Genomic DNA, 17,344 nt, shown 5'->3' with positions numbered 1-17,344 from the left:
GGGGACGGAGGGAATTAAGTCGTTTCTGTCCCTCCCGTCCCCGCTTTTCGCGGACGCCCCCGCTTGCGCAGCACCACGGATCTGCCCAGCGTCTGCTCCACCATCCGCAGGAACGCGTTCTCTCCCAATGGATGCTGTCCCGCGCTGTGGGCACGGATGGCCGGCAGGTCCGCCGGTGCATCCAGGTCGTGCAGGAACCGCGCATAGAGCATCGCGCGCTGTTCTCTTTCCAATGCCAATGCGTGGAATGCAGGATGCTCCGTCAGCATCGGATCATCACGGTGTTGCAGGTTTCCGTGCACGCTCGACCATGGATGGTCTTCCGGATCGATGGTCATGCCGGCGCGGACAGGATTGAGCTCGATGTAGCGATACACGCTGAGCAGGTAGCTGTCGCTGTCAACCATGGAGGAATGGAAGCGCCCCTGCCAGAGCGGGCCGCTGCGCGCATGCCGTTGATTGAACGCCTGGACATAGCTGTTGCCCTGCATGCGCATTGCATTGGCCAGGCCCAGACGGGTGGATGGCGTGGCCAGCAGATGAACGTGGTTGCCCATCAGAACGTACGCATGCAGCGCGACGCGATGTTTCACGAAGGCGTTGTGCAGCAGGTGCAGGAACAGTTGGCGGTCTATATCGTCAACGAAGATGGCGCCCTTGTTCACACCCCGCTGCGTTACGTGGTACGGCTGGCCAGCCAACATCAGGCGCGCTTGTCGAGGCATGGGGATCCACGCGTGCGGAGATTGCCCAGAGTGCTGCTGCCGTGCCTGTGGAAGACATCAGGCATTGCCGCGAAGTTGTGTGGGGCGTGGCAGAAGCGACTTAATTCCCTCCGTCCCCTTTTCCGTAGCGCGCGGGTGTCACCCCCATCTCGCGCTTGAACACGCCGATGAACGCACCGGGCGTGTCGTAGCCCATCGACAGCGCGACGCTGATTACCGGCTCACCCGCCAGCAGCTGCGGCAGTGCAAGCAGGACGCGCAGGCGTTGCCGCCAGCGGCTCAGTGTCATGCCGGTCTCGGCCAGCCAACGGCGGGCGAGGCTGCGGCTGGACAAACCACTGGCGATGGCCCACGCCTCGATGCTGCGGTTGTCGTGTGGCGCGCGTGCCAATGCAGCGGCGATCCGCCGCAGGCGACGGTCGCGTGGCTGGGCCAAGGCCAGCGGCAGCGGTGTGCTGGCAGCGATCTCATCGGCGATCACACCAGCCAGTCGCGTTTGCACAGCATCCAGTGGTGGGGGGGGCCATTGCAGCGCACGCGTCGTCGCAGCCTTCAGAAGCGCGTTGGGCTGAAGAATGCGTGGCGTGACGGGCAGGCCCAGGCAGGCCTCGGCATTGAAGTACAGGCTCCAGCCATCGAACCGCTCCGCGCTCACCAGTGCGTGCGGCAGTGAGGGCGGTATCCAGGCCACATGACCCGCCGGCAGCAGCCAGTGCAGGTGGCCAACGTCGATCCGCAACAGGCCCTGATGCGCGCCCAGCAGCTGGCCTCGGGCATGGTGGTGACGGGAGGTGCGGCGCGGGCCGTTCAGGCGCAACTGGGCCGCCCACACCACCGGTCCGTCGGCGGCATCGGCCAACGCGGGGTCGATCAATGCAGTGGATGTCTGATTTGACATATCGAATGGCCGTTATACGGCAGAACCGTCATCGCCAGGTGCACAGACTGGAGTCCACTTCAACGGAGTACTCCGCCATGCAGCCACAGGACATCCTTCCCGACCACCAGAACGACGTCCAGATCAACGGTCTCATCGTGCGCAAGGGCAGCGTCGGTGCCTTCCTCGCCAGCGCTCGTGACTGGCAGGACCCTGCCGGTGATCCCGCCGTTCGTGCCAACGCCGAAGCCGACCTGCGTGCGCTGTTGCCCGGTCTGCACGCACTGGGGCTGTTCAAGGTGCTGGCTGCGCGTGATCCGGCGTTGCAACGCCTGATCGACGGCGTGGCCTGAAAAGGAGAAGGCCCGGACAAGCCGGGCCTTTGCGTCAATCTGGGGCGGAAGCGACTTAATCCCCTCCGTCCCCTTTTTCGGTCAGCCGCCCGGCGCGAACACCAGCGTACGGCGGGTGGTAACCGGGGCGCTGACCGGCTCGAAGCGCCAGCGCTTCACTGCGTTGAGGGCTTCGCGGTCGAATACGCGGCCGGGCGTTGCGCGCAGCACGCGTGCGTTCACCACCGAGCCGTCGGTGCCGACGGTGATCTCCACCAGCACTTCGCCCGAGGTGCCCGAGCGCAGGGCTTCGCCCGGATAACGCGGCGCCGGCGTGCTGACCGGGCGCAGGGTCGGTGCGGCCGGGGCTGCAGCCTGGCGTGCGGCGCTGGCCTGCTGCGCGGCGGCCTGCTGCTGCTTCTGCTCGGCTTCACGACGGGCGGCGGCCTGGCGTTCGGCCTCCTGCCGCTCGTTGTCGCGGCGCGCGGCATCCTGCTGCGCGGCAATCTGCTTGGCGGCATCGGCCTCCTTGGCGCGCTGCTCGGTCAGACGCTGCTGCTCGGTCTGCTGCTTGCTGCGGTCCTCGGCGTCCTTCTTCGCCTTTTCGGCTTCCGCTTCGGTGCGCTTGGCGGCGTTCTGCACGCCCTTGGCCAGGCCTTCCTTGAGGCGCGGCAGCGCCGGCGCGGACGCATCCACTTTCTCGATCAATGCCACCAGGCGCTGCGCCTCGGTGTAATCCTCGCGGGCCAGATGCTGCTCGGCGGCGATCAGGGTGTAGGGCAGCAGGTCGGTCAGCGCACTCTTCACCGAGGCGTCGTCTGGCGTCTTGTCACGCAGGGCGAGGTAGTACTCGATGGCGTTGTCACCGGCCGGTGCGTACATGCGGTTCTCGCGCAGCGCCTGGCTGGCCGATTCGCGCAGCTGTTCGGTACCCATCGACTGCACCTTGGCAGCGACCACCGGAGCGGCCGGTGCAGCAGCGGCCGGTGCCTTGTCCGGTGCGGAAGCCGGAGCTTCCTCCTTGCCCGAGCAGGCGGCCAGCGCCAGTGCCAGGGCAACCGGCAGCCACCGGCGCGCGGCGGTGATCATTGAGACGTGCGACATCCTGCTCCCCTCTAGAAGACGACGTGACGTAAATCATTGATATGCATGGCCGGGACCTGCGGTCCGGGCGCGGCTGGGTGACGTTTCCCGACGCCACCGCCGGCAACGGCGAGGGTGCAATCTAGCATCCCGGCCACCGCCGCGTACAAGGGGCGGTGGCCGGGACAGGCAACGGCGGTCAGGCCGCTGCCGGCGACGGCCTCAGTGGTCGTGCGCCTTGTCGTGCGCCTTGCTGTGGCTGTTGGACATCAGCTTGTCGGTCCAGGCGATGCCGATCGCCGAGAGGATGAACACGCAGTGGATGATGGTCTGCCAGAGCACACCTTCCTGGGTCATGGTCGTGCAGGTCTCGACGCCAGCACTGTAGAAGCTGGTCGAAGCCGACGACACCGCGGCGGCCCATTGTTCCGGCTTGCACAGCGGCAGGCCCTTCAGCGCGCTGGTGGCGATGAAGGTCTTCAGCAGGTGGATCGAGGAGATGCCGATGATCGCCATCGCCAGCTTCACCTTCAGCACGCTGGCATTGACGTGGCTCAGCCATTCCGGCTGGTCCGGATGGCCTTCCAGGCGCAGGCGCGAGACGAAGGTCTCGTAGCCGCCGACGATCACCATCACCAGCAGGTTGGAGATCATCACCACGTCGATCAGGCCCAGCACGATCAGCATGATCTGCTGTTCGCCCATCGAGACGGAGTGGGACAGCAGGTGCCAGAGCTCCTTGCCGAACAGGAACACGTACACGCACTGGGCAAGGATCAGGCCCAGGTACAGCGGCAGCTGCAGCCAGCGCGAGGCGAAGATCAGCGAGGACAACGGGGACAGGGGACGAGGACTGTGGCTCATGCAGGACAGTGCGTTTCGGGGGAGCCGCGAGGTTACCGGCCCGCCATGACGGTGCCAACCCAACTCACGCACTAGACTCCAGGTTCCTTTCCGCACCCCGAGCCGCCGCCATGATCGACCTGTATTACTGGCCCACCCCGAACGGCCACAAAGTGACCCTGCTGCTGGAGGAAACCGGCCTGGAGTACCGCATCCACCCGGTCAACATCGGCTCGGGCGACCAGTTCAAGCCGGAATTCCTTGCGATCTCGCCCAACAACAAGATGCCGGCCATCGTCGACCAGGCCCCAGCCGATGGCGGTGCCCCGCAGAGCGTGTTCGAGTCCGGCGCGATCCTGCTGTACCTGGCCGAGAAGACCGGCCAGTTCCTGCCCAGCGACCCGCGCGGTCGCGTCACCACCCTGGAATGGCTGTTCTGGCAGATGGCCGGGCTGGGCCCGATGAGCGGCCAGATGGGTCACTTCAACGTGTACGCGCCGGAGAAGATCCCGTATGCCATCGAGCGCTATGACAACGAAGTGCGCCGCCTGCACGGGGTGATGGACAAGCGCCTGGCCCAGCACGCCTTCCTGGCCGGTGATGAATACACCATCGCCGACATGGCCAGCTACCCGTGGATCGGCGCCTACGACAGGATCCCGGTCGACTTTGCCGCGTTCCCGAACCTGAAGCGCTGGCATGAAGCGATCGCCGCGCGCCCGGCCACCCAGCGCGCCTACGCCCTGCGCCAGCAGGTGAACCCGAACGCCGGCAAGCCGCTCAGCGACGAAGAGCGCAGGCACCTGTTCGGCCAGCGTTGACCCGGGACGGTGGGTGCCGACCGCGGGTCGGCACTCCATACGGGCAGGCCTTATGGGCAAAAGGTCATGCTGTCTTCCTCCACGGGCTTGGTTAGGATGGGGGACGACCGTCCCGCATCCATCGTGGTGGGCGGACCTGCCGTTTGCCGGGATTCTTCATGCGCCACCTGTTCGCTTCGCTCGCCCTCATGCTCGCCACCAGTACCGCCGCCCACGCTGAAAAGCTGACCCTCGAAGCCATCACCGGCCCGCTGCCGTTGTCCGGCCCGACCCTGATGAAGCCCAAGGTGGCGCCGGACGGGTCGCAGGTCAGCTTCCTGCGCGGCAAGGACAGCGACCGCAACCAGCTGGACCTGTGGACCTACGACATCGGCAGCGGCCAGACCCGCCTGCTGGTCGACTCCAAGGTGGTGCTGCCCGGCACCGAGACCCTCAGCGATGAGGAAAAGGCCCGCCGCGAGCGCCAGCGCATCGCCGCGATGACCGGCATCGTCGATTACCAGTGGTCGCCGGACGCGCAGCGCCTGCTGTTCCCGCTCGGCGGCGAACTGTATCTCTATGACCTGAAGCAGCAGGGCCAGGCGGCGGTTCGCCAGCTGACCCACGGCGAGGGTTTCGCCACCGACGCCAAGCTGTCGCCGAAGGGTGGTTTCGTCAGCTTCATCCGCGGCCGCAACCTGTGGGTGATCGACCTGGCCAGCGGCAAGCAGCTGCAGCTGACCCGCGACGGCAGCACCACGATCGGCAACGGCGTGGCCGAATTCGTCGCCGACGAAGAGATGGACCGCCACACCGGCTACTGGTGGGCGCCGGATGATTCGGCCATCGCCTTCGCGCGCATCGACGAGTCGCCGGTGCCGGTGCAGAAGCGCTACGAGGTCTATGCCGACCGCACCGACGTGATCGAGCAGCGCTATCCGGCCGCGGGCGATGCCAACGTGCGCGTGCAGCTGGGCGTGATCGCGCCGGCCGCCGACGCACAACCGCGCTGGGTCGACCTGGGCAAGGAACAGGACATCTACCTGGCCCGCGTCGACTGGCGCGATGCGCAGCACCTGAGCTTCCAGCGCCAGTCGCGTGACCAGAAGCAACTGGACCTGGTGGAAGTGGCGCTCGATTCCAACCGCCAGCGCGTGCTCGCCCACGAAACCAGCCCGACCTGGGTGCCGCTGCACAACAGCCTGCGCTTCCTGGAAGACGGCAGCGTGCTGTGGTCGTCCGAACGCACCGGCTTCCAGCACCTGTACCGCATCGACAGCAAGGGCAAGACCACCGCGCTGACCCGCGGCAACTGGCCGGTGGACGAGCTGCTGGCGGTCGATGAGAAGGCCGGCAAGGCCTACTTCCGCGCCGGCATCGAGACCTCGCGCGAAAGCCAGATCTACGCGGTGTCGCTGCAGGGCGGCGAGCCGCAACGGCTGTCGAAGGCGCCGGGCATGCACAGCGCCAGCTTCGCGCGCAACGCCAGTGTCTATGTCGACAGCTGGTCCAACAGCAGCACGCCGCCGCAGATCGAGCTGTTCCGTGCCAATGGCGAGAAGATCGCCACCCTGCTCGAGAACGACCTGGCCGATCCCAAGCACCCGTATGCGCGCTACCGTGACGCGCAGCGCCCGATCGAGTTCGGCACGCTCACCGCCGCCGATGGCAAGACCCCGCTGAACTACAGCCTGATCAAGCCGGCCGGTTTCGATCCGTCCAAGCGCTACCCGGTGGCGGTGTACGTCTATGGTGGCCCGGCCAGCCAGACCGTCACCGACAGCTGGCCCGGCCGCGGTGATCACCTGTTCAACCAGTACCTGGCCCAGCAGGGCTACGTGGTGTTCTCGCTGGACAACCGCGGCACCCCGCGTCGTGGCCGTGACTTCGGCGGCGCGCTGTACGGCAAGCAGGGCACGGTGGAAGTGACCGACCAGCTGCGCGGCGTGGCGTGGCTGAAGCAGCAGCCGTGGGTGGACCCGGCACGCATCGGCGTGCAGGGCTGGTCCAACGGCGGCTACATGACCCTGATGCTGCTGGCCAAGGCATCGAACCAGTACGCCTGCGGCGTGGCCGGTGCGCCGGTGACCGACTGGGGCCTGTACGACAGCCACTACACCGAGCGCTACATGGACCTGCCGGCGCGCAATGAAGCGGGCTACCGCGAAGCGCGCGTACTGACCCATATCGAGGGCCTGCGGTCGCCGCTGCTGCTGATCCACGGCATGGCGGACGACAACGTGCTGTTCACCAACTCGACCAGCCTGATGAGCGCGCTGCAGAAGCGTGCCCAGCCGTTCGAACTGATGACCTATCCGGGTGCCAAGCATGGCCTGTCCGGTGCCGATGCGCTGCATCGCTACCGCGTGGCCGAAGCCTTCCTGGGACGTTGCCTGAAACCCTGATCCGCAGCCGGGAAGGAGCCCGCCGATGACCCTGCCACCGCCGATTCCCGCCCATCAGCAGCGATCTGCTGGCTGGTGGTGCCGCCACTGGCGCTGGGCGATGCCGTTGACCGTGGTGCTGGTGCTGGGCACGGTCGGCGGCGTGGTGGCCTGGAGCGTGCTGGGTTGGAGCGAGGCGGCGCGCGAGAGCCCGCCGATGCGCGAAGCACTGCGCCGCGCCGGTTGCAGCATCGAGCTGGTGGACGCGTTCGGCGAGCCGCTGCGTGCCGGGTCGATGCCGCTGGGCAGCATGCAGACCGCGATCAACGGCCAGCGTGATGTTGGCCTGACCGTCTCGCTGGAAGGGCCGCACGCGCATGGCCGGTTGTTCGTGAAGGGCACCCGCAGCGACGATGTGTGGGATTACCCGGTGATGTACGTGCTGGCCGAGGACAAGCAGACCTTCGACCTGACCGCGCTGGATGATGATGAAGCCGCGCACGAATGCGCGCTGCAGGCCTGCCGTGATCGTGGCGAGTGCCCGCTGACCGCCGCATTGTGACCTCCGGCCGATTGTCGACGCCGCACTGAACGCGTAGGGTGCGGGCAACCCTGTCCTGGAGTGCACCATGAAGCCGATCGCGTTGGCCGTTGCCCTGGCCCTGACTGCCGCCCCGCTGCTGTCCGCACCGCCGGCCCTGGCCGCACCCGCCGCCAAGGCCACCACCCCGGCCAGCCCGGCCTGGGTCGCCCGCAGCAATGCGCTGGCGCAGATCCTGCTGGATGCGCAGGGGCCGTTCCAGCCGGAAGAAACCGGTTTCTTCGGCGTGCCCGGCTACGACGACAAGGTGGCTGATCTGGGCCCCGACAACGGCAAGCGCTACCGTGCCGCGATGGCCAAGGCACGCGACGAACTGAAGGCGAAGCTGGCCACCGAGCAGGATCCCAACGTCCGCCAGGACCTGGAGATCATGATCCATGCCGCCAGCCAGAACATCGAAGGCAGCGAGCTCAACGAGAAGTACCTGCTGCCGTGGAGCGACGCACCGCAGACGGTGTTCAGCGGCCTCAACCTGCTGTTGTCCGACCAGGTGCCGGCCGAGCGCCGGGCCAAGGCGGTCGATCGCCTCAAGGCCTATGCCGGCCTGCAGCCGGGCGGCACCGCCTTCACTACGCTGGCGCGCCAGCGCTACGAAGAGCGGCTGAAGGACAGCACGCTGCTGCAGCCGACGAAGATCGAAGTGCAGCAGTCGCTGGACAACGTCGAGACCTACATCACCGGCATCGAGTCGCTGCTGAAGAAGTACCAGATCGCCGGCGCCGACGAGGCGATGAAGACCCTGGCCGGGCAGATGAAGGACTACGCGGCCTGGACCCGCACCGAGGTGCTGCCGAAGGCACGTGCCGACGCGCGCCTGCCGGCGCCGCTGTACGCCTACCAGCTCAAGCAGGTGGGCATCGACATCGACCCGAAGCTGCTGATGCAGCGTGCGCAGCTGGAGTTCATGGAAACCCGCTCGGCGATGCAGCAGCTGGCGCCGCTGGTGGTGAAGGACAAGGGCCTGAAGGTGGCCGATCCGAGTGACCCGGTGGCGGTGATCCGCGCGCTGAAGGCCGACAAGATCGCTGACGATCATCTGGAAGGCCATTACCGCAAGGTGATCGATGCGATCGACCCGCTGATCCGCGAGCACGCCATCGTCGACGTGCCCAAGCGCGCGATGCAGATGCGCCTGGGCTCGGCCGCCGAGAGCGCGGCCAGCCCGGCTCCGCACTTCCTGCCGGCGCCGCTGGTCAACAACACCGGGCAGCAGGGCACCTTTGTGCTGCCGCTGGGCAACCCGGCCGCGGGCCCGGGCGCGCAGTACGACGATTTCAACTTCGGGGCAGCGGCATGGACGCTGAGTGCGCATGAAGGCCGCCCGGGCCACGAGCTGCAGTTCACCGCGATGGTCGAGCGTGGCATCTCGCTGGCGCGCACCATGTTCGCGTTCAATTCGGTGAACGTGGAAGGCTGGGCGTTGTATGCCGAAGCCGAGATGGTGCCGTACGAGCCGCTGGACGGGCAGATGATCGCGCTGCAGTTCCGCCTGCTGCGCGCCGCACGCGCGATGCTTGACCCGATGCTCAACCTCGGCCTGACCGACCGTGCCAACGGCGAGCGCGTGCTGATGGAGCAGGTCGGACTGTCCAAGGCGATGGCTACCCAGGAACTGGATCGCTACATGGTGCGCATGCCGGGCCAGGCTGGCAGCTACTTCTACGGCTACACCCGCATCCTGGAACTGCGCATGCAGACCGAGCTGGCGCTGGGCGCGAAGTTCGACCGCCTGGCGTTCAACAACTTCCTGCTCGACCAGGGCCTGCTGCCGCCGGACCAGCTGGCCGATGCAGTGAACAAGGTGTTCGTGCCGAAGTACAAGCGCTGAGCATCGCCGGGCAGTGCCGGCCGCTGGCCGGCATTGCCTGGGGTTCCCGGGGTTGCCGGCCAGCGGCCGGCACTACCGGCGGTGGCGCAGTCGCGTCACCGCTGCGGCGGCGGTGGCGGCGTGATCACCTGGGTCGGCAGCCGTGCCGGCGGCTGCGGATTCGGCACCCAGATCGCCACACCGGCGGCGCGCTTCTGCGTGGTCGGAATACCGATGCCGACGCCGCCACCGACATGCGAGCCGAACGTACCGGCGCCGACCGACATGCCCACCGGCGAACCGCTGCTGCCGACACCCATCAGCACGACACCATTGGCACCCAGCGCCGCGGCCTCACGCTTCAGGCGTGCCACCGCCGCATCGGTCTGGCCCTGGGTGCCAAAGCCCACGGCGGACGCCGATTCCAGCTGCGCGATTTCCTGCGAACCGGCCGGCGGCGTCGAATAGATCTGCACCTGGGCCGGGTCGATCGGTGCGCGGGCGCGGCCCAGCATCACCTTGGACGTACTGGCACAACCGGCGGCGGCCAGCAGCATGGCCGCCAACGCGGCCCAACGAATGTTCATGGCATCACCCCTGCAGGACTGGTTGCGATCATCGGCGGGCCACTCTGAATCGGGGCCAACACCCGGGCCAGGGCACGCACCACCGCACGCTAGCACGGCCCTGGTGACAGCCCCGCCAATGGCAGTAGGCGGCAGCGGCGGGAACGTCTATGGTGGGCCCAGGAACCAACGGCGGGAGAGCGGCATGGGTGTGATCAGTCTGTTGTGGGGCGTACTGGCGCTGTTGTGGATGATCCTGGCGCTGATTCCGCTGCTGGGCTGGGGCAACTGGTTCCTGATCCCGTTCGCTGCCGTCGGTGCGGTGATCGCCGCGCTGGGCATCCTGTTCACCCACCCGAGCAAGCGCGGCCGGGCCTGGGCCGGGCTGGTCCTGAACGGCATCGTGGTGGTGGTCGGCATCCTGCGCCTCGGCCTGGGCGGCGGCGTGATCTGAGCCCGTCCCGGGGTGCGACAGGGCGTCGCAGGCACACGGCCCACAGCCGGGCAGGGGCGTACAATAAATGGCTGCGCGAGCCCCCCGCGTGCCTGTGAATCCGCGCCCGGCGCGGCTGCCCCATGATCATCCGACCCCGTCCCCACGGCTGGCAACTGCTCTACATCCTGCGCGGTTCGATCGTCAAAGCGATCGCCCCCAAAGTGCTGGCCATCCTGGTCCTGTCCATCGCGGTCGCCGCGGTGGTCGAACTGGCGCCGCCGACCGGCATCGAGCGCGTCTCGGTCACCCCGTTCACCCTGCTCGGCCTGGTGCTGTCGATCTTCCTCAGCTTCCGCAACAGCGCCTGCTACGAGCGCTGGTGGGAAGGCCGCAAGCTGTGGGGCCAGCTGGTCTTTGAATCGCGTTCGCTGGCACGCCAGGTCAACCTGCTGCTGGCCGATGACGCCGGCCGTCGCCGCCGCATCGCTTACCTCACCACTGCGTTCGCGCATGCGCTGGCGGCGCGCCTGCGCGGACGCATCGTCGCCCTGGCGGCATTGCCGTGGCTGGACAAGCCGCAGCGCGAACAGCTGGGACAGCGCGAGAACGTGGCCGATGCGCTGCTGGCGATGATCGCCGCCGAGCTGGCCCAGGCCCTGCGTGCCGGCGCGCTCAATCCGATCCTCTACGCCCAGCTGGAGGAGCGCCTGCACGCGATGTCGTCGATCCAGGCCGGCTGCGAGCGCATCCTCACCACCCCGCTGCCGTTCGCCTACACCCTGCTGCTGCACCGCTGCGCGTGGATGTTCTGCGTGCTGTTGCCGTTCGGCCTGGCCAGTTCGCTGGGCTGGGGCACGCCGGTGCTGTCGGCGGTGCTGGCTTACGCCTTCTTCGGCCTGGACCAGCTGGGCGAAGAAATGGAAGACCCATTCGGCCTGGAGCCGAACGATCTGCCGCTGGACGCGCTGGTGCGCACGATCGAGATCGACCAGCTCGACGCGCTCGGCGAACGCCCCTTGCCCGAACCCCTGCTGCCGCAGGGTTACCTGTTGCAATAGCCACTCCTCGGAGCCTGCCATGTCCCATCCGCTTTACCGCCCGCGCCGCATGCGCCATGACGAGTTCTCGCGCCGCCTGATGCGCGAGAACACGCTGACCACCGACGACCTGATCTACCCGGTGTTCGTGCACGAGCTTGCCGGCCGCACCGCGGTGCCGTCGATGCCGGGCGTGGAGCGGCTGTCGATCGAAGAACTGTTGAAGGTGGCCGAAGAAGCGCTGGAGCTGGGCATTCCGGTGATCGACCTGTTCCCGGTGATCGACCCGTCGCTGAAGTCGTTGGACGCGTCGGCGGCGTGGGCCGAGGACGGCCTGGCGCAGCGGGCGATCCGCGCGCTGAAGTCGCGCTTCCCGGAACTGGGGGTGATGACCGACGTGGCGCTGGACCCGTACACCACGCATGGCCAGGACGGCATCATCGATGACAAGGGCTACGTGCTGAACGACATCACCGTCGACGCACTGGTCAAGCAGTCGGTGTCGCATGCCGAGGCCGGTGCGGACATCGTCTCGCCGTCGGACATGATGGACGGCCGCATCGGCGCGATCCGCCGCGGGCTGGATGCCAGCAACCACATCAACGTGCGCATCATGGCCTATTCGGCCAAGTACGCCTCGGCGTTCTACGGCCCGTTCCGTGATGCGGTGGGCAGCGCGGCCAGCCTCGGCAAGGCCGACAAGAAGACCTACCAGATGGACCCGGCCAACGGCGACGAAGCCCTGCGCGAAATCGCGCTGGACCTGGAGGAAGGCGCCGATATGGTGATGGTCAAGCCGGGCATGCCCTACCTGGACCTGGTACGCCGGGTCAAAGAGACCTTCGGCGTGCCGACCTTCGCTTACCAGGTCAGCGGCGAGTACGCGATGATGAAGGCCGCCTTCGCCAATGGCTGGCTGGACGAGCGCGCCTGCGTGATGGAATCGCTGCTGGGCTTCAAGCGGGCCGGTGCCGATGGCGTGCTGACCTATTTCGCGCCGCAGGTGGCGCGATGGCTGCGCGAGCGCTGACAATAGCGCGACGATAGACGGAGGAATGCGCGATGGGACCCGAACTGGGATGGATGCAATGGCTGATCTGGGGCATCGGTACGCTGGTGTTCGGCGCCATCATTGTCGGTGTCTTCATCGCGGCCTGGCGGGCCGGCAAGCGCCCGCCGGAGCAGCTGTCGGCGGCCCGCCACGTGGCCCGTGAGCAGGCCCTGCCGGACAGCGTGCAGGCCGAACTGGCCGCGTTGAACCAACGCAGGGACAACGGCCAGTTGAGCGAGGTCGAGTACGAGCAGCAGCGCGCCAGGGTGTTGTCGCGCTGACGGGTGGGTGCCAACCCTGGTTGGCACTTTCCTGCATGCCAACCAAGGTTGGCATCTACCAGACGGCTATCCACGCATGGTGTGGATCTACTGCACGCACCCGGGCACCGCCGCCACCTTCGGCACCGCCAACCGGTACACATCCACGCCGCCGGCACGCGGCGCCTTGGCCGCACTGCTGGCGACCAGCATCTCGCCCGGCCTGGCGTTGTCGATCACCGGCGCGCCGGTCCAGCCGCCGGCCTGGTTGAACGACAGCCCCAGCGGCTGCAGCGCCACGCCGCTCCACGCGCAGCCGCTGCTCCAGACCTGCGCGGTCGCGCCGCTGCCACGGCTGAACACCACCGCGCCGTCATGGCCCAGCCAGTCGCCGTCGGTCTCGTCGTCGGCGCTGTTCAAGGCGGTCAGTGCGGTGGCTGGGCCACGCACACCCTGCGCATCCAGCGGCGCCACGAACAGGTCCCAGCCCGCGCCACGTCCCTGCTGGCGGGCAAACAGCAGGCGCTGGCCATCCGCGCTCAGGGCCGGTCCGCGCTCTTCCTGGCGCCCGCCATCGCCGGCCAGGGCCTGCGCAGTGCCCAGCCGGCCATCGGCGGCCAATGCCGCGCGATACAACGCCAGCGTGCCTTCGCGGCCGGCCGCGAACAGCAGCCAGCGCCCATCGCGGCTGAAGTAGGGATCGCGGGCCTCGCCGGCCACGCCCACCGGCAGGGGCTGCGCCTGCTGCCAGCGGCCATCGGCCACGCGCGCCTCCCACAGGCCCCAGCCGGACTCGCTGCGGCGCGCGAAAACGATGCGCTGGCCATCGGCGCTGATCGTGGCGCGGCCCTCGTCGGCGCGCGTCGAGACCACGCCCATGCCTTCGATGCCGTACTCGTTCAACGCCATCGCCACGGGGGCAGAGAGTAGACTGGCGGCGAGCACCAGCAGGGGCGGGGTGATGCGCATCATCCGGGTCCGTGCACGAAAGAGCATCAGTCTAGCCAGCTTGAGGATTCCATGACCGACCGTTACGCCGTCTTCGGACACCCCGTTGCCCACTCGAAGTCGCCGCAGATCCATGCGACGTTCGGTCGCCAGGAAGGCATCGCGGTGGATTACCGCGCGATCGACCTGGCCCCGGATGCGTTCCTGGCCGGCCTGGAGGCATTCGCCGCCGAGGGCGGTGTCGGCGCCAACGTCACCCTGCCGCACAAGGAAACCGCGTTTTCGGTGTGCACCACGCTGACCGCACGGGCGCGCCGCGCCGGCTCGGTCAACACTCTGCTGCGCAAGGGCGACCGCTGGCACGGTGACACCACCGATGGCATCGGCCTGGTGCGCGACCTGACCGACCGCCACGGCCTGGACCTGCGTGGCCGCCGCATGCTGCTGATTGGCGCCGGTGGCTCCGCACGCAGCGTCGCCCCGGCGCTGCTTGATGCCGGCATCACCGAACTGGTGGTGGTCAACCGCACGCCGGAACGCGCCGATGAACTGATCGACGCGATGGGCGAACCGGGCCGCGCGATCAGCCGCTACTGGGAAGACCTGCGCGACCTCGGCGACTTCGAGCTGATCGTCAACGCCACCTCGGCAGGCCGCGACCGCGATGTCGAGTTCAAGCTGCCGCTGTCGCTGGTCAACTCGATGACCACCGCCGTTGACCTGAACTACGGCGAAGCCGCCATCGCCTTCCTGGCCTGGGCGCGCGCGGCGAACTGCCGCAATACCGTCGATGGCCTCGGCATGCTGGTCGAACAGGCGGCCGAGAGCTTCCTGCAGTGGCACGGCGTGCGCCCGCAGACCGACGAGGTCTACCAGTCGCTGCGCCAGGGTGCGGCCGTGCTGGCCGGCGAGGACTGAGCCATGGACAGCACCGCCTTGCTGGTGACCGTACTGAGCATGGTCGGCGTACGCCTGCCGGTGCTGATCGCACTGTGCGTGGGCCTGGTCTGGGTGGTCGGCGCGCCGCGCGATGCCACCCGTACTGGCGCGCTGGTCGGGCTGGTGCTGTTGCTGCTGTCCTGCCTGGGCGGCCTGGCCGCCGGCATCCTGCCGATGTGGCTGGTCAGCAGTGGCAACTTCGGCGCCGTGTCGGGCATGGGTGCCGTGCTCGGCGTGCTGCACTTCGCGCTGGCGATGGTCGAGGCCATCGGCGTGGTGCTGCTGGTATGGGCGCTGGTGCGCCTGCTGCGGCTGCGTGGCAACCCGGTGCAGTGACGCCACGGTGACGGCCCTGGGCCGTCGCCAGTACCGCCCGGCGTGTTCATCCCGCTGCCGGGCGTCGTCGCTGCCCCGTTCAGGGTGCCAGCGGCGGCGGACGTGGCCGGCCATGCGACAATGACCGGCCTGATCCAGCCACGGTAATTCCCGGCGTGACCGAAACCGTCGCCGCTCCGCGCACGCTCGATGACCCCTTGAAGGACGCGATCCGCAAGGCGTACACGACGCTGCAGGCCAATACCCCCGGCTTTTCCACCCGTCGCTCGCAGAGCCAGATGATCGGCGTGGTGTCGCGCGCGCTGTCGAAAAGCGGTGGTGTCGGCGTGGTCGAGGCGCCGACCGGCGTCGGCAAGAGTCTGGGCTACCTCACCGCGGGCGTGCCGATCGCGCTGGCCAGCAAGAAGAAATTGGTGATCAGCACCGGCACCGTGGCGCTGCAGTCGCAGCTGGTCGAGCGCGATATTCCGAATTTCCTCAAGGCCACCGGCCTGGAAGCGACGGTGGCGCTGGCCAAGGGCCGTACCCGCTACCTGTGCACGCGCAATGCCGCCGAGGCGCAGGGCGAGGGCTCGCAGGGCGGCATGTTCGAGGATGACGCGCCGCTGTTCGACCGGCCGTTGGCGCCGATCGAGATGGACATCGCCAAGCGCCTGACCGATGCCTTCACCGGCGGCAGCTGGGATGGCGACATCGACAACGCGCCGGAGACCATCAGCCCCGGCCTGCGCAGCCGCATCACCACGCCGGCCTCGGGCTGCGCAGGGCGTCGCTGCGCCTATTCGGCGCAATGCGCGGTGCTGCGTTCGCGCAATACGGTGCGCGACGCACAGATCGTGGTGACCAATCACGCGCTGCTGCTGTCGGCGCTGTCGATCGGCGACAGCGACAATGGCCAGCCGCTGATCGCGGCGCCGTCGGACATGCTGCTGGTGCTGGACGAAGGCCACCACATCGGCAACGTGGCGATCGACCAGGGCGCGGCCAGCCTGGCGCTGGACGAGATGGCCAAGCGCACCGGTCGCCTGCAGATCCTGATCGCCGGCGCCTACCGCGCGGTCGACAAGGACCGCCTCGGCAACCTGCTGCCCAACGAGGCGATCGAGGTGGCCAGCAACGTGGCCAAGCAGCTGCGCGCCTTCCGTGATCACGTCGAGCGGGTGTGGATGCCGGCGCCGGCCGATGAGGAGCCGATGTGGCGCGCCGCCAATGGTCGCCTGCCGGAGGCCTGGCGCGAGCCGATCGAAGCGCTGGCCGACGATACCCGCAGCCTCTACAACTGGGCGCATGCGGCCACCGCGCAGGTGGCCAAGGGCAAGCCGGACGATGCCGCGCGCGAGCGCCTGCAGCGCAACCTGGGCATGGCGCTGGAAATGATCGAGCAGCAGTACAACCTGTGGCAGGCCTGGCGCCGCGAGGACAAGGACGGCGCGCCGCCGATGGCGCGCTGGGTCACTGCCACCCGCGACGGCGACCTGGTGCTGCACGGCTCGCCGGTGTCGGCCGCGCACGTGCTGCGCAAGCTGCTGTGGGACGAAGTGGATTCGGTGGTGATGACCTCGGCGACGCTGACCGGCGGCGGCGATTTCCAGTCGCTGGCGATCGACAACGGCATTCCTGAAGAGGCCGAGATGGTCTCGCTGTCCTCGCCGTTCGACCTGCCCAACCAGGCCGAGCTGATCGTGCCGAAGTTCCCGGTCACACCGGATGATCGCGAAGGCCACCCGCGCGAAGTGGCGCGCTACCTCGACACCGAGCTGGACTGGGCCAAGGGCTCGATGGTGCTGTTCACCTCGCGCTGGAAGATGGAGAAGGTGGCCGGCCTGATGTCGGCCGCGCGCCGCAAGCAGGTGCTGGTGCAGGGAGATATGTCCAAGACCCGGCTGATCGACGAACACCTGCGCCGCGTCGCGGCGGGCGAGGGCTCGGTGCTGTTCGGCCTGAACTCGTTCGGCGAGGGCCTCGACCTGCCCGGCGAAGCCTGCACCACGGTGGTGATCACCCAGGTGCCGTTCGCGGTGCCGACCGACCCGCAGACCGCCACGCTCAGCGAGTGGTTCGAAGGGCGTGGGCTCAACGCGTTCAACCTGATCGCGATTCCGCACGCGCTGCGCACGCTGACCCAGTTCGCCGGCCGCCTGATCCGTACCTCCACCGACACGGGTCGCGTGGTCATTCTAGATTCACGGCTGCTGACCCGCCGCTACGGCAAGCGCATCATCGACGCGCTGCCGCCGTTCAAGCGCGTGATCGGCTGACAAAAAAGGGACGGAGGGGATTAAGTCGCAAATGGCAAAAACGACCTGATCGCTTCCGTCT

General features: G+C 68.0%; 18 protein-coding genes. 12 read left to right on the top strand and 6 right to left on the bottom strand.

The features are described 5' to 3' along the window. Window positions 1-14: 14 nt before the first annotated feature. Window positions 15-725, bottom strand: a complete 711-nt coding sequence (locus N440_RS17365) for a transposase (protein ID WP_133935874.1) — start codon at window positions 723-725, stop codon at window positions 15-17. A 100-nt stretch (window positions 726-825) separates the two neighbouring features. Further along, window positions 826-1,623, bottom strand: coding sequence for a helix-turn-helix transcriptional regulator (locus N440_RS17360; RefSeq protein ID WP_133935873.1), 798 nt, complete (start codon window positions 1,621-1,623; stop codon window positions 826-828). Between the two features lie 77 nt (window positions 1,624-1,700). Here N440_RS17360 and N440_RS17355 point away from each other — a divergent pair, with 77 nt between their 5' ends. Then, window positions 1,701-1,955, top strand: a complete 255-nt coding sequence (locus tag N440_RS17355) for a hypothetical protein (RefSeq protein ID WP_133935872.1) — start codon at window positions 1,701-1,703, stop codon at window positions 1,953-1,955. 81 nt (window positions 1,956-2,036) lie between these two features. Here N440_RS17355 and N440_RS17350 read toward each other — a convergent pair whose 3' ends face one another. Together N440_RS17350 and N440_RS17345 are read right to left on the bottom strand one after the other, a co-directional pair. Further along, window positions 2,037-3,038 carry an energy transducer TonB gene (locus N440_RS17350; RefSeq protein WP_006475839.1) on the bottom strand — a complete coding sequence of 334 codons (1,002 nt, stop codon included), beginning with the start codon at window positions 3,036-3,038 and terminating at the stop codon, window positions 2,037-2,039. 201 nt (window positions 3,039-3,239) lie between these two features. Then, window positions 3,240-3,881 (bottom strand): TIGR00645 family protein, encoded by a 642-nt coding sequence (locus N440_RS17345; protein ID WP_040006910.1) that lies wholly within the window; start codon window positions 3,879-3,881, stop codon window positions 3,240-3,242. Between the two features lie 110 nt (window positions 3,882-3,991). Between N440_RS17345 and N440_RS17340 the strand changes: the two genes are divergently transcribed. The 4 genes from N440_RS17340 (at window position 3,992) to N440_RS17325 (ending at window position 9,473) form a co-directional block, all read left to right on the top strand. Beyond that, the gene (locus N440_RS17340) at window positions 3,992-4,681 is read left to right on the top strand and encodes a glutathione binding-like protein (RefSeq protein WP_133935871.1); all 690 of its coding nucleotides are present in this window, start codon (window positions 3,992-3,994) and stop codon (window positions 4,679-4,681) included. 158 nt (window positions 4,682-4,839) lie between these two features. Further along, window positions 4,840-7,065: a DPP IV N-terminal domain-containing protein gene (locus N440_RS17335; protein WP_133935870.1), complete on the top strand. Its 2,226-nt coding sequence runs from the start codon at window positions 4,840-4,842 to the stop codon at window positions 7,063-7,065. Window positions 7,066-7,090: 25 nt separating this feature from the next. Beyond that, window positions 7,091-7,606 (top strand): cytochrome c oxidase assembly factor Coa1 family protein, encoded by a 516-nt coding sequence (locus N440_RS17330; protein WP_133935869.1) that lies wholly within the window; start codon window positions 7,091-7,093, stop codon window positions 7,604-7,606. 67 nt (window positions 7,607-7,673) lie between these two features. Further along, window positions 7,674-9,473, top strand: a complete 1,800-nt coding sequence (locus N440_RS17325; protein ID WP_049455985.1) for a DUF885 domain-containing protein — start codon at window positions 7,674-7,676, stop codon at window positions 9,471-9,473. A 95-nt stretch (window positions 9,474-9,568) separates the two neighbouring features. On the opposite strand, the gene N440_RS17320 is transcribed toward N440_RS17325, so the two are convergent. After that, on the bottom strand, window positions 9,569-10,039 hold the full coding sequence (locus N440_RS17320; protein ID WP_133935868.1) for a hypothetical protein: 471 nt from the start codon (window positions 10,037-10,039) through the stop codon (window positions 9,569-9,571). Window positions 10,040-10,223: 184 nt separating this feature from the next. On the opposite strand from N440_RS17320, the gene N440_RS17315 reads away from it, so the two are divergent. The 4 genes from N440_RS17315 to N440_RS17300 all read left to right on the top strand — a co-directional run bounded on the left by N440_RS17315 (window position 10,224) and on the right by N440_RS17300 (window position 12,823). Beyond that, window positions 10,224-10,472 carry a hypothetical protein gene (locus N440_RS17315; protein ID WP_006475755.1) on the top strand — a complete coding sequence of 83 codons (249 nt, stop codon included), beginning with the start codon at window positions 10,224-10,226 and terminating at the stop codon, window positions 10,470-10,472. A 122-nt stretch (window positions 10,473-10,594) separates the two neighbouring features. Then, on the top strand, window positions 10,595-11,512 hold the full coding sequence (locus N440_RS17310) for a bestrophin family ion channel (protein ID WP_133935867.1): 918 nt from the start codon (window positions 10,595-10,597) through the stop codon (window positions 11,510-11,512). Window positions 11,513-11,531: 19 nt separating this feature from the next. Then, complete coding sequence (gene hemB, locus N440_RS17305; RefSeq protein ID WP_133935866.1) at window positions 11,532-12,521, top strand: porphobilinogen synthase; 990 nt, start codon at window positions 11,532-11,534, stop codon at window positions 12,519-12,521. 32 nt (window positions 12,522-12,553) lie between these two features. Next, window positions 12,554-12,823, top strand: coding sequence for a hypothetical protein (locus N440_RS17300; protein ID WP_006475735.1), 270 nt, complete (start codon window positions 12,554-12,556; stop codon window positions 12,821-12,823). Between the two features lie 87 nt (window positions 12,824-12,910). Here N440_RS17300 and N440_RS17295 read toward each other — a convergent pair whose 3' ends face one another. Further along, the gene (locus N440_RS17295; protein ID WP_133935865.1) at window positions 12,911-13,774 is read right to left on the bottom strand and encodes a PD40 domain-containing protein; all 864 of its coding nucleotides are present in this window, start codon (window positions 13,772-13,774) and stop codon (window positions 12,911-12,913) included. Window positions 13,775-13,822: 48 nt separating this feature from the next. Between N440_RS17295 and aroE the strand changes: the two genes are divergently transcribed. The 3 genes from aroE (at window position 13,823) to dinG (ending at window position 17,283) form a co-directional block, all read left to right on the top strand. Beyond that, window positions 13,823-14,668, top strand: a complete 846-nt coding sequence (aroE, locus tag N440_RS17290; RefSeq protein ID WP_008268064.1) for a shikimate dehydrogenase — start codon at window positions 13,823-13,825, stop codon at window positions 14,666-14,668. Window positions 14,669-14,671: 3 nt separating this feature from the next. Further along, on the top strand, window positions 14,672-15,025 hold the full coding sequence (locus tag N440_RS17285) for a hypothetical protein (RefSeq protein ID WP_133935864.1): 354 nt from the start codon (window positions 14,672-14,674) through the stop codon (window positions 15,023-15,025). Window positions 15,026-15,180: 155 nt separating this feature from the next. Next, window positions 15,181-17,283 carry an ATP-dependent DNA helicase DinG gene (gene dinG, locus N440_RS17280; protein WP_049455991.1) on the top strand — a complete coding sequence of 701 codons (2,103 nt, stop codon included), beginning with the start codon at window positions 15,181-15,183 and terminating at the stop codon, window positions 17,281-17,283. Window positions 17,284-17,344 lie beyond the last annotated feature (61 nt).

It is taken from the genome of Stenotrophomonas sp. CC22-02, assembly GCF_004365115.1.
Classification (GTDB): Bacteria; Pseudomonadota; Gammaproteobacteria; order Xanthomonadales; family Xanthomonadaceae; genus Stenotrophomonas; species Stenotrophomonas forensis.
The sequence above is the reverse complement of the archived record's forward strand: the minus strand, read 5'-3'. Positions and strand labels throughout refer to the sequence as shown.

Coding starts and splice junctions, on each gene's coding strand:
- hemB (WP_133935866.1), top strand. CDS start 11,532: ATGTCCCATCCGCTTTACCGCCCGCGCCGCATGCGCCATGACGAGTTC.
- N440_RS17285 (WP_133935864.1), top strand. CDS start 14,672: ATGGACAGCACCGCCTTGCTGGTGACCGTACTGAGCATGGTCGGCGTA.
- N440_RS17300 (WP_006475735.1), top strand. CDS start 12,554: ATGGGACCCGAACTGGGATGGATGCAATGGCTGATCTGGGGCATCGGT.
- N440_RS17310 (WP_133935867.1), top strand. CDS start 10,595: ATGATCATCCGACCCCGTCCCCACGGCTGGCAACTGCTCTACATCCTG.
- N440_RS17325 (WP_049455985.1), top strand. CDS start 7,674: ATGAAGCCGATCGCGTTGGCCGTTGCCCTGGCCCTGACTGCCGCCCCG.
- aroE (WP_008268064.1), top strand. CDS start 13,823: ATGACCGACCGTTACGCCGTCTTCGGACACCCCGTTGCCCACTCGAAG.
- N440_RS17295 (WP_133935865.1), bottom strand. CDS start 13,774: ATGATGCGCATCACCCCGCCCCTGCTGGTGCTCGCCGCCAGTCTACTC.
- N440_RS17360 (WP_133935873.1), bottom strand. CDS start 1,623: ATGTCAAATCAGACATCCACTGCATTGATCGACCCCGCGTTGGCCGAT.
- N440_RS17340 (WP_133935871.1), top strand. CDS start 3,992: ATGATCGACCTGTATTACTGGCCCACCCCGAACGGCCACAAAGTGACC.
- N440_RS17320 (WP_133935868.1), bottom strand. CDS start 10,039: ATGAACATTCGTTGGGCCGCGTTGGCGGCCATGCTGCTGGCCGCCGCC.
- N440_RS17335 (WP_133935870.1), top strand. CDS start 4,840: ATGCGCCACCTGTTCGCTTCGCTCGCCCTCATGCTCGCCACCAGTACC.
- N440_RS17315 (WP_006475755.1), top strand. CDS start 10,224: ATGGGTGTGATCAGTCTGTTGTGGGGCGTACTGGCGCTGTTGTGGATG.
- N440_RS17355 (WP_133935872.1), top strand. CDS start 1,701: ATGCAGCCACAGGACATCCTTCCCGACCACCAGAACGACGTCCAGATC.
- N440_RS17345 (WP_040006910.1), bottom strand. CDS start 3,881: ATGAGCCACAGTCCTCGTCCCCTGTCCCCGTTGTCCTCGCTGATCTTC.
- N440_RS17365 (WP_133935874.1), bottom strand. CDS start 725: ATGCCTCGACAAGCGCGCCTGATGTTGGCTGGCCAGCCGTACCACGTA.
- N440_RS17330 (WP_133935869.1), top strand. CDS start 7,091: ATGACCCTGCCACCGCCGATTCCCGCCCATCAGCAGCGATCTGCTGGC.
- N440_RS17350 (WP_006475839.1), bottom strand. CDS start 3,038: ATGTCGCACGTCTCAATGATCACCGCCGCGCGCCGGTGGCTGCCGGTT.